Origin of the sequence: Cereibacter changlensis JA139 (genome assembly GCF_003034985.1) — a bacterium.
In the GTDB taxonomy this organism is placed as follows: domain Bacteria; phylum Pseudomonadota; class Alphaproteobacteria; order Rhodobacterales; family Rhodobacteraceae; genus Cereibacter; species Cereibacter changlensis.
On sequence record NZ_PZKG01000435.1, the window covers coordinates 1 to 462 of the forward strand.

Consider the following 462-nt stretch of genomic DNA (forward strand, 5'->3'; position numbering starts at 1 on the left):
GGGTTCGGCGTGATCACCTGCACCCCGTCCTGCACCAGATCATCCCAGTCCTTGAGGCCCTTCGGGTTGCCGTCGCGGACGAGGAAGACGATGGTCGAGGTATAGGGCAACGCGTTGTGCGGCAGTTTCGACTGCCAGTCCGCCGGGATCTTGCCCGACTTCTCGGCGATGGCGTTGATGTCCGAGGCCAGCGCCAGCGTCACCACCTGCGCATTGAGCCCCTCGATCACCGAGCGCGCCTGCGCCCCCGAGCCGCCATGGCTCGCCTCGATGGTCGGCGCCGCGTGACCCTCGGCCCCCCAGTGTTTCGCGAAGGCCTCGTTGAACTCGCGATAGAGCTCCCGCGTCGGGTCGTAGCTGACGTTCAGCAGCGTCTGCGCCCCGGCCTGCGGCGCAAGCCCGGTCAGGATCGCAAGGCCCGCGGTGGCGAAGGCCATGCGCCAGCCGATCAGCGCGAAGGGA

At 68.4% G+C, this 462-nt stretch carries 1 protein-coding gene; it reads right to left on the reverse strand.

What is annotated here, in order from left to right; all coding sequences use genetic code 11:
- On the reverse strand, positions 1 to 437 hold a 437-nt coding region (locus tag C5F48_RS24545; protein WP_146170795.1), incomplete at its 3' end, for a sulfate ABC transporter substrate-binding protein.
- Positions 438 to 462 lie beyond the last annotated feature (25 nt).